Origin of the sequence: Kitasatospora sp. NPDC088351 (genome assembly GCF_040685575.1) — a bacterium.
Classification (GTDB): Bacteria; Actinomycetota; Actinomycetes; order Streptomycetales; family Streptomycetaceae; genus Kitasatospora.
Genome location: NZ_JBFBIL010000114.1, coordinates 1 through 7001 on the forward strand (window position 1 = coordinate 1; position 7001 = coordinate 7001).

Below are 7001 nucleotides of genomic sequence, written 5' to 3' on the forward strand. Positions count from 1 at the left end.
ACCGCCCGCTCCCGGACCTCACTGGGGTATGGCTTCCTCATAACGGACTCGATCCTTCCAAGAGAACGAGTCTCGGTCAAACCCGCAGCGGTTCACTGTGAGCATCGACCTCACCACCTCCGCCACCACCCGCCGCCCCACCGACGCGTTCGGCAACCCCCGCGGCAACCAGCCCACACCCGGCACCTGGCTCGGCGACAAGGGCTACGTCGACGGCACCAAGGACGACACCACCGGCCTCACCAACCTCGGCGCACGGCAGTGCCAACCTGCCACCGGCCGCTTCATCAGTGCGGATCCGGTCATTCTTTCCGAGGATCCCCAGCAGTGGAACGCCTACGCGTACAGCAATAACAACCCGGTGGACAAGGTCGATGCCAGCGGTCTTGCGTTGCAGGAATGCGCGAGCGGGATGTACAAGTGCGAGAACAATGGCACAAAAGTGGTGGGTGAAGGTGTGAACTATGCGAAGATAACGAGCGAGATCAAGAAGGATGAGCCCCGGCGTCAGGCCGCTCTGAAGCGGTTGCAGTTGAGTGGGTCGCCGTTTAGCTTGAGTTGCGCGCAGTGCTTCAACTACAGCGGTCCTTCGAACTTTAAGCTCCCGGGGGCATCGGGAACGCCTTCGTCATCCAATAAGTCTGGAATCATCAAGGACGCCCCTGGCGGGAACGATGAGATGGGATCCTTCCGCCTGCTCATCAACTGGGCCACTTCTGCCACTGATCGAAATCTGCAGTTCGGTGGAGGATCCGCTATGGTCGGTGAGCTCGCGAAGCACAACACTGTGAACACTGCTAGGGCCCAGTTGGTGGCAGGGGTGACAACAGGGGCCCCGGATGCCATGGACCCGGTGACAATCCGATACAAGGACGAGGGGCCTGCTCCGGGTACTTTGCTGAATAGCATACGTGGCGCAGTGTCGGATGTTTTGGGTACTGTCACACACGGCCGCCACGGCACGAGTAACTATGCCGCTGCCGTGCTCGGGTCTTACTCGGGCGGTGCTTGGGTCAAGGAAGTTGATACCGAGAATAATCTTGTTCGAATCCATTTCGATATCAGGAATATCTCGGGCTGGAACTCTGCCACGCACGTCATCCCGAGGTCCTGGGAGAACTGGATCGGCTGGCCATTGCCGGGAGAGTCGATCTATGAGCGCTTTGCTTGGGACGAGTACTGGCCGATCAACCAGTGTGCCGATTACATGGCGTATCTTCGTTGACGTCACCCGAGCACCCGCAGTCGCGCTTCACGGCGCCCGGCTGTGGATGCTCTCCCTTCCCGAACCGGTACCACGAAAGCTCCAGATGAAGATCCAGCGAATCACATCCATCCATGCGGGCTCTGTTGTGCTCCTTGCCTTGCTGCTCAGCTCTTGTGCGGCAGGCGGATCCACCATTGAGATTTCGCAGGGCCAGGTCGTCGGTAAATGGGCAAACCCGAGCGGGGCAACCGTCGTGTTCGAGAAAGATGGCACTTTCACCTCCGGGAATCTCGCCAAGGTGATTCCCCTTCGGGCGGGATGCGCCGATTCGCTGGCCTCGGGGAAATGGTTGCTGCTGGCGCGCGGAACTGAGGTCGCCAAGCACAGTGACCCGACGGGTTCCACCATCACTCTCCGCCCCAACGGACGGGACGCGGAACTCGGGTGCGGCATCGAGGCGAGTGTGCAGAAGGACAAGGGCGGGATTAATATCTGCCTGGTAGAGGATCCCGACCAGGCCTGCAGTTCCAATGAGCTGCTTCGTAAGCCTGACAGTGACCAGTAGGCGGTAGTTGTCGGCCGAGATATCCGGGGATCACCAGAAAACTCGGCTGGCTTGTGATTGGAGTCTGCAGGTATACCCAGCTGTCGTGAACCGCGTCATTGCTCGCGGTCCTGACCGCTTGCTCTTGCGCCAGGAAACCCGGCCGGAAATTATTTCTTGCCGGGTTTCTTGATTTCATGGAAGGGGGCGCCGATGCGGCGTTCGGTCGGCGACGAGCGGGAGTGCGGAACGAAGGCTGACCGTGGTTGCGGGCCCGCGGTTGGCCTTCGCGTTCGGGGCGTCGTTGCGGGCCGCCTGGGGCGCGGCGCGGGTACCTCGAGGACCAGGCTTCCAGCAGTAGAGCCGGAAGTCCCAGGTGTAGATATAGGTGAAGTCGACTCCGAAGAGGGCACTCTTCGGTCCAGTGCTCACACGGTATGTTGCCCGGTCAACGGTGAGGTCCCGGCGTCTGCTCCGGTCCACCCCGTGCGATCATGTCGAACCGGTTCAAGGCGAGGGGGACTTGCCGCGATGGCGGATGGCATCCGGGCGGAGGACGGGCGCGATGGGGCGGGCCCGCGGACGTGGTCGTCGACATCGTGCCGGGGGCGTACGAGGAGGTGGCCGGGAGCCGGAGCCGAGGCTGGGGGTGTGTGCTCGTCGGGTGCGGGCTGCCGGCGCCGGCGGGTGTCACGGTGGTCGCCGGCTGCCTCGCCATCTGGGCCGGGCTGCTCAGCAGCCCGTGGCGGGACGACCCCGACCACGTGGACGACCCGCGGGCCTGCGCGCCGTCCACGGTGGAACTCGGTGACGCGCTGGCGCACTTCGGCCTGACCCTGCCGGACGGGGCCGCGAACGTCCGTTTCCAGTCGGGGCACGGCATGGCCGAGCGGGACCTCACCGTCGGCTTCGACCTGCCGGAGACCGAGGCCAAGGGCTACCTGGTCCGCTCGCACCTGCCGGCCGCGACCCGCCCCGGTGTCTCGATCACCGGCTGCGTGGCCGACGAGCCGTCGCCGGACCTGACCCGGGTGGGCTCGGAGCCGCGTGACGAGCAGTACTGGCAGATCGACGTCCAGGTGGCTCCGGCCTGGCCGGGCATGTCCCGGGTGGGCGTGCGGATCTCCGACCTCTGACGGGCGCCCTCGGGCCCTGCCGGACGGCCGCGCCGACGACCGCCGAGCCGCCCGGTCGGCGGCGCGGGACGATATCCGCTGGACCGGGTTGGCGGCCGTCGGGAGAGTGGGCGACATGATCGCGCCCGATACCCCGTTTCTGCCTGGTCTCGAACTCTCCCGGATCCTCTACGAGGAGGCGGTGCGCCCGGTTCTCGACGAGGCCTGCCCGGGTCTGCGGTACGCCGCCGCGCGGGTCGGGGCCGGCTCGGAGGTGCTCGGGTTCGACACGGCGAGGTCGACGGACCACGACTGGGGGCCGTGCCTGGACCTCTTCCTCCCGGCCGGTGAAGCCGGGCGACGCGGGCCGGAGATCGTCCGGTTGCTGGCCGAGCGGCTGCCGAAGCAGGTGCGCGGCTGGTCCACCCACTTCCGCCGTGGCGACGACCCGCGTGACCCGGTCGGCCACCTGGCTGTCACGGACGGGCCGGTCGACCACCGGGTGGTGGTGCGCGAACTCGGGCCGTGGCTCTCCGATCGCCTGGGGCTCACGGAAGCCGGGGCCGAACCGTCGGTCCGCGACTGGCTGGTGATGCCGCAGCAACGGCTCGCCGAGGTGACCGGGGGAGCGGTGTTCCACGACGGCACCGGAGAACTCACCGCGGTGCGGGCACGGTTGGTGTGGTACCCCGAGCAGGTGTGGCGGTACCTGCTGGCCTGCCAGTGGCAGCGGATCGCCCAGGAGGAGGCGTTCGTCGGCCGCTGCGCGGAAGTGGGGGACGAACTGGGGTCGGCCGTCACCGCCGGGCGGCTGGTGCGCGACCTGATGCGGCTCTGCCTGCTGCTGGAGCGCCGGTACGCCCCGTACGGGAAGTGGCTGGGCAGTGCCTTCGGGCGGTTGGCGGTGGCGGAGCGGCTGGCGCCCGCCCTGCGCGGGGCGTTGGCCGCGACGGACTACCCGGCGCGGGAGCGGCACCTGTGCGACGCGTACGAGACGGTCGCCGCGCTGCAGAACGCCATCGGGCCGGCGGCGCCGCAGGATCCGGCCCGCCGTCCGTACCACGGCCGGCCGTTCCTGGTTCTGCACGCCGAGCGCTTCGCCCATGCCCTGGCGGAGACGGTCACCGATCCAGAACTGCGCGACCGGCCGCTCACCGGGAGCGTGGACCAGTGGGCGGACAGTACGGACCTGCTGTCCAGGCGCGGGGCGATCCGGGCGGTGAACGAAGCCGTGGGGTGACGAACCGCCATGGGAGCGGGGAGATTCCCCGTGGAGCGGAGGACGAAGGCCGACCGTGGTTGCGGGCCCACGGCCGGCCTTCGCGTTCGGGGGCACCGTTGCGGGGTGCCCGGGGGTGCCGCGCGCCCGTTGTCCGGGGCGCGGTACGGGTGGCTCAGGGGCCGGGCTTCCAGCGGTAGAGCTGGGAGCCCCAGGTGTAGATGTAGGTTGAGTCGACCCCGAACAGGGCGCTCTTCGACCGGGTGGGCCGACCGGCGGTGTCGGGGGTGAGGGTGGTCGTCACGTTGTAGGCGCCGATCCGGGGGGACAGGCACATCCTCCAGGTGTATCCGTCGGTCGGAAGCTGGACGTCCTCGGCGGGGGAGTTCCCGCCCGGCGTCAGCAGGCTCCAGGCGTAGGTGCCGGCCTCCAGCTGGACGTGGCGCTGGACGCACTTCTGCGGCGGCGCGACGGGGGCGGGGAGCGGCGTCAACTGCGCGTAGTCGTCGAGGAATTCACGGTCGGCGGCGGAGGCCGAGGTGGCGAACGGGCCGAGCGCGAGGGCGAGGACGACGACGGGCAGGGCGAGGAGTCGGGGCAGCCGGCGGGGCCTGCGTTCCTCCGGGGCGGCGATCGCGGCGACGGTGAGGGAACGGGGCGGACGGGCCATCGACGACACTTCCTTCCGAAGGAATTGGTCTGGACCGATTCTCCTTCGGAAGGTGATCTCCGGGCTATCCCCGAACTCTGGGATACCGGGCGCGCACCCCGCCCGTCACCTCGCCCCGTCGCCCCGCCTCCGCGCTACTTGCCGAAGCGCCGTTCGCGGCCCGCGTACGAGCGCAGCGCGCGCAGGAAGTCGACGCGGCGGAAGGCGGGCCAGTAGCAGTCCACCCAGTGCATCTCGGCGTAGGCCGACTGCCAGAGCAGGAAGCCCGACAGCCGCTGCTCGCCCGAGGTGCGGATGATGAAGTCGGTGCGGTCCCCGGCCGAGGAGTAGAGGTGCCGGGAGATGTGCTCCTCGTCGAACCGCCCGACCAGCTCGACCGGGTCGCCGCCGGCCGCGAGGTGCTCCTCGAAGGCGCTCTTCACGGCGTCGACGATCTCGCGGCGGCCGCCGTAGCCGACGGCGACGTCGACCTTCAGTCCGCCGCGCCCGGCCGTGCCGGCGGCCGCCTCCTTCAGCACCCGGGCGGTGTCGCCGGGCAGCAGGTCGAGCGAGCCGATCACCTGTACCTCCCAGGGGCGGCCGGTCGCGGAGATGTCCCGGACGGTCTCCTCGATGACCTCGATGAGCGGGCCGAGTTCGTCGGCGGGGCGGCCGAGGTTGTCGTCGGAGAGCATGAAGAGCGTCACGTGCCCGATCCCCGCCGCCGCGCACCAGCCCAGGAACTCCGTCGCCTTGGCGCCGCCCGCCCGGTACCCCTCGCGGACGTCGTCGTGGCCGGCCTTCCGGGCCCAGCGCCGGTTGCCGTCGAGCATGATCCCGACGTGCTGCGGGCGCGACAGGCCCGCCAGCGTGCTGGCCAGGCGACGCTCGTACACCGCTTCCATCGGCCGGCGGAGCACCAGCGGCAGCAGCCTCATGAACCGTCTCCATCCATCGCGTGAGTCCGCCGTCGACGGTACCAGCGGTTCACCGAGTGTCCTGTCGGCAGCGGGGGTTGGGGTCGGGGTGGCCGGGGCGACCGGGGCGCGCCCGTGGGGAAGGCGCTGTGCGACGCGTCCACGCGCCCCGGCGGGGCGAAGGCCGGGAGGCGCGACTCTCCCGGGCCGGGGTTGTCGGCACCGGCGGTGCGGGTATCTGAAGGTGACGGCCCGTGAGTGGCCGGCCTCCGGGGTCCGCGGGTGCGGAATTTCGGCCGCGAGTTCTGTCTGAACGGTTGCTCTATTGAAGTGGCCATGGCATTTTCGTGCGGCGCGGGCGTCCGTGACCGATCGTGCGCCCCGCCAATCCCCCACAAGGAGAGCCATGTTCAGGAGACTTGTCGCCGTAGCCGGTGCCGGCGTGGTGGTCGCGGGTGCGCTGACCTGCGCCGCCGCCCCCGCCCAGGCCGCTCAGGCGGTGCAGGCCGGCGATCTGACCTCCACCATCGCGCTGAGCAACTGCTCGGCGTCACTGGTGCGTTACCCCTCCTCGGTCGACACCGACCGGGCCCTGATGCTCACCAACGGCCACTGCCTGCCGACGATGCCGTCCGCCGGCCAGGTCATCCAGAACACCAGCGCCAGCCGGAGCGGCACGCTGCTCGGCGCATCCGGTGCGTCGCTCGGCACCGTCCAGGCGGACAAGGTGCTCTACGCGACCATGACGGGCACCGACGTCGCCCTGTACCAGCTGACCGACACCTTCGCGTCCATCGGCACCAAGTACGGTGCGACCGCGCTGACGATCAGTGACACCCACCCGGTCGACGGCTCCTCGATGTTCATACCGTCCTCGTACTGGAAGCAGACGTGGAACTGCTCCATCAACGGCTTCGTCGGCACCCTGCGCGAGGACCAGTGGACCTGGCACGACTCGATCCGCTACAGCTCCGGCTGCAACACCACCCACGGCACCTCCGGTTCGCCGATCGTCGACGCCGCCACCAGGAAGGTCGTCGGCATCAACAACACCGGTAACGACGACGGTGCGATGTGCACGCTCAACAACCCGTGCGAGGTGGCGGCCGACGGCACCACCACGGTGACCCAGGGCCAGAGTTACGGCGAGGAGACCTACTGGTTCACCACCTGCCTCGGCACCGGCCGCGTCATCGACCTCAACGTCAGCGGCTGCCTCCTCACCAGGCCGGCCGGCAGCGGCTCCGTCTCGGTGACCAACCCGGGCAACCAGTCCACCGCGCTGAACGGCTCGGCCAACCTGCAGATCACGGCCACCGGTGGCACCGCGCCGCTCGGCTACTCGGCCAC

The 7001-nt window shown here is 68.8% G+C and carries 7 protein-coding genes; 5 read left to right on the top strand and 2 right to left on the bottom strand.

What is annotated here, in order from left to right:
• The first annotated feature begins 97 nt into the window (after nt 1–97).
• The 4 genes from AB0P06_RS36395 to AB0P06_RS36410 all read left to right on the top strand — a co-directional run bounded on the left by AB0P06_RS36395 (nt 98) and on the right by AB0P06_RS36410 (nt 4106).
• Nucleotides 98–1225, top strand: a complete 1128-nt coding sequence (locus AB0P06_RS36395) for an RHS repeat-associated core domain-containing protein (RefSeq protein WP_363615216.1) — start codon at nt 98–100, stop codon at nt 1223–1225.
• Nucleotides 1226–1310: 85 nt separating this feature from the next.
• Nucleotides 1311–1772, top strand: a complete 462-nt coding sequence (locus AB0P06_RS36400) for a hypothetical protein (protein WP_363615218.1) — start codon at nt 1311–1313, stop codon at nt 1770–1772.
• Nucleotides 1773–2335: 563 nt separating this feature from the next.
• Nucleotides 2336–2887, top strand: coding sequence for a hypothetical protein (locus AB0P06_RS36405; protein WP_363615220.1), 552 nt, complete (start codon nt 2336–2338; stop codon nt 2885–2887).
• A 115-nt stretch (nt 2888–3002) separates the two neighbouring features.
• Nucleotides 3003–4106, top strand: a complete 1104-nt coding sequence (locus AB0P06_RS36410) for a DUF4037 domain-containing protein (RefSeq protein ID WP_363615222.1) — start codon at nt 3003–3005, stop codon at nt 4104–4106.
• 154 nt (nt 4107–4260) lie between these two features.
• Here AB0P06_RS36410 and AB0P06_RS36415 read toward each other — a convergent pair whose 3' ends face one another.
• Nucleotides 4261–4755 (bottom strand): hypothetical protein, encoded by a 495-nt coding sequence (locus AB0P06_RS36415; RefSeq protein ID WP_363615223.1) that lies wholly within the window; start codon nt 4753–4755, stop codon nt 4261–4263.
• A gap of 134 nt (nt 4756–4889) precedes the next feature.
• On the bottom strand, nt 4890–5663 hold the full coding sequence (locus tag AB0P06_RS36420; protein ID WP_363615227.1) for an isoprenyl transferase: 774 nt from the start codon (nt 5661–5663) through the stop codon (nt 4890–4892).
• Between the two features lie 394 nt (nt 5664–6057).
• Between AB0P06_RS36420 and AB0P06_RS36425 the strand changes: the two genes are divergently transcribed.
• The coding region (locus AB0P06_RS36425) for a serine protease (RefSeq protein ID WP_363615225.1) at nt 6058–7001 on the top strand (944 nt) is incomplete at its 3' end.

Excerpts from the sequence above, each read along its gene's own strand:
- AB0P06_RS36410 (WP_363615222.1), top strand. The coding sequence starts at position 3,003 with ATGATCGCGCCCGATACCCCGTTTCTGCCTGGTCTCGAACTCTCCCGG.
- AB0P06_RS36415 (WP_363615223.1), bottom strand. The coding sequence starts at position 4,755 with ATGGCCCGTCCGCCCCGTTCCCTCACCGTCGCCGCGATCGCCGCCCCG.
- AB0P06_RS36400 (WP_363615218.1), top strand. The coding sequence starts at position 1,311 with ATGAAGATCCAGCGAATCACATCCATCCATGCGGGCTCTGTTGTGCTC.